This is a genomic window from Mesorhizobium sp. ArgA1 (assembly GCF_053714375.1).
On sequence record NZ_JBSKBQ010000088.1, the window covers coordinates 1 to 1,546 of the forward strand.

The 1,546-nt window shown below is 58.2% G+C and carries 1 protein-coding gene and 1 pseudogene; both read left to right on the plus strand.

Going from position 1 to position 1,546, the window contains the following annotated elements; all coding sequences use genetic code 11:
* The first annotated feature begins 338 nt into the window (after positions 1-338).
* Positions 339-935 carry a GNAT family N-acetyltransferase gene (locus ACWGTI_RS32405; RefSeq protein WP_454590649.1) on the plus strand — a complete coding sequence of 199 codons (597 nt, stop codon included), beginning with the start codon at positions 339-341 and terminating at the stop codon, positions 933-935.
* A gap of 85 nt (positions 936-1,020) precedes the next feature.
* Positions 1,021-1,481 (plus strand): annotated as a pseudogene (locus ACWGTI_RS32410) (helix-turn-helix domain-containing protein); the annotation flags it as partial.
* Positions 1,482-1,546 lie beyond the last annotated feature (65 nt).

The following is a 1,546-nucleotide window of genomic DNA, read 5'->3' on the forward strand; positions in this document are numbered from 1 at the left end:
CCGTTCGACGACTGCGATTTGCCGACGTTGCCGAAGGCCATCGACCCCGACAAACTCGACCCAGACGTTCATCCTTAATTGCGTTGTCATCGAGTGCGCCTTCCAAAAAGCCCTCGATTACCCGAAAGTTCTTACCCCCACCCGCTCCCCACAACGGTCGCCGCCGTCAGCCACCGTTACTTTGATCCGCATGTTACAACAAAGTTGCTGTTATTTAACAAATATTAACTTCTATATCTTGCCTGCTTATTTTAGAATGACTCATGCGAGTCAGCGAAGAAAAACGCGAGTTTCTTACCGAGCCTTGCAAGCGTCCGTCCTGTGGATGAGTCTGATCAATGGTGCTAACGACCCAACGCCTGATATTGCGTCCTTGGGAGGACCGAGATCGGATACCAATGGCGAGTATTTACGCCTCCCCCCACGTCAGGCGTTACCTTGCCAACCCCTTGACAGCGGAGGAAGCGCTTGTCGAAGTCGATCTTGCTGCCGAGCTTGCCCGGACCAATGGCTTTCATTTCCAGCCAGCGGAGTTGAGGAGCAGCGGGCGGCTTATAGGAATGATTGGGCTCGCCGTGCTGTCGGAGCCGGTACAGGCTGCTATCCACAGCCAGCCGTGCGTTGAAATAGGATGGTTTCTCGCCAAGGAGCATTGGGGTAAAGGCCTGGCGTCAGAGGGAGCACTGGCATGGCTCGAGTACGCTTGGTCAATCGATCTGCCGGAGGTTGCGGGCTTCGCGGCCAAGGAGAACGCGCCAAGCCAAAGAGTCATGCAGAAGATCGGCATGATCTATGATCCCACGTCCGATTACGAGCACCCCATGTGCGGCGAGGGTCATTGGTTGCGGCCCCAGATAGTTTATCGGATTCGCAATCCGAAGTATGTGAGACCGGCATGCATTCAGCCTGACCAGAAGCCAGGCCCCCCTACCTAGAGCACGTCCTGTGATCGATGAATCGATTGTGATGTGACGGGTGCGTTTTGTGCTGATTCAACATCCACCTAGATGGATGTGGACGATGGGAAGAGCATTGAGCGGGGATCTTCGGTCGCGGGTCTTGAAGGCTTCGGACGAGGGCATGTCGGCGCGGCAAGCGGCGGCGCGGTTCGGCGTGGGAGTGTCCAGCGCGATCCGCTGGATTGCGCGGGCGAAGATGGGCGAACTGGCGCCACGCCCGCAGGGCCGCCGCCACGCCTCCAGCCTCGATGCGCATGAAGCCTTCATCGTCGGGCTGATCGAGGAGCGCAAGGACATCACGCTGAACGAGATGGTGGAGCGGCTCAGCGCCGAGCATTCGGTGCGGATCAGCCGCAGCGCCTTGAGCGCTTGGCTTCGCGGCCACGGCTGGACATTCAAAAAAAGTCCGCGCACGCACTGGAGCAGGATCGCCCCGACGTCCTGAAGCGGCGCCGGGACTGGTTCGACGGCCAGCTCGATCTCGATCCGGCGAAGCTCGTGTTCATCGACGAGAGTGTGCTGCAGAGGCACGGAAGGAGTTCTGTATGAACTGACACTGTACCGTAAAGCTGCGTGAATGATGGAGG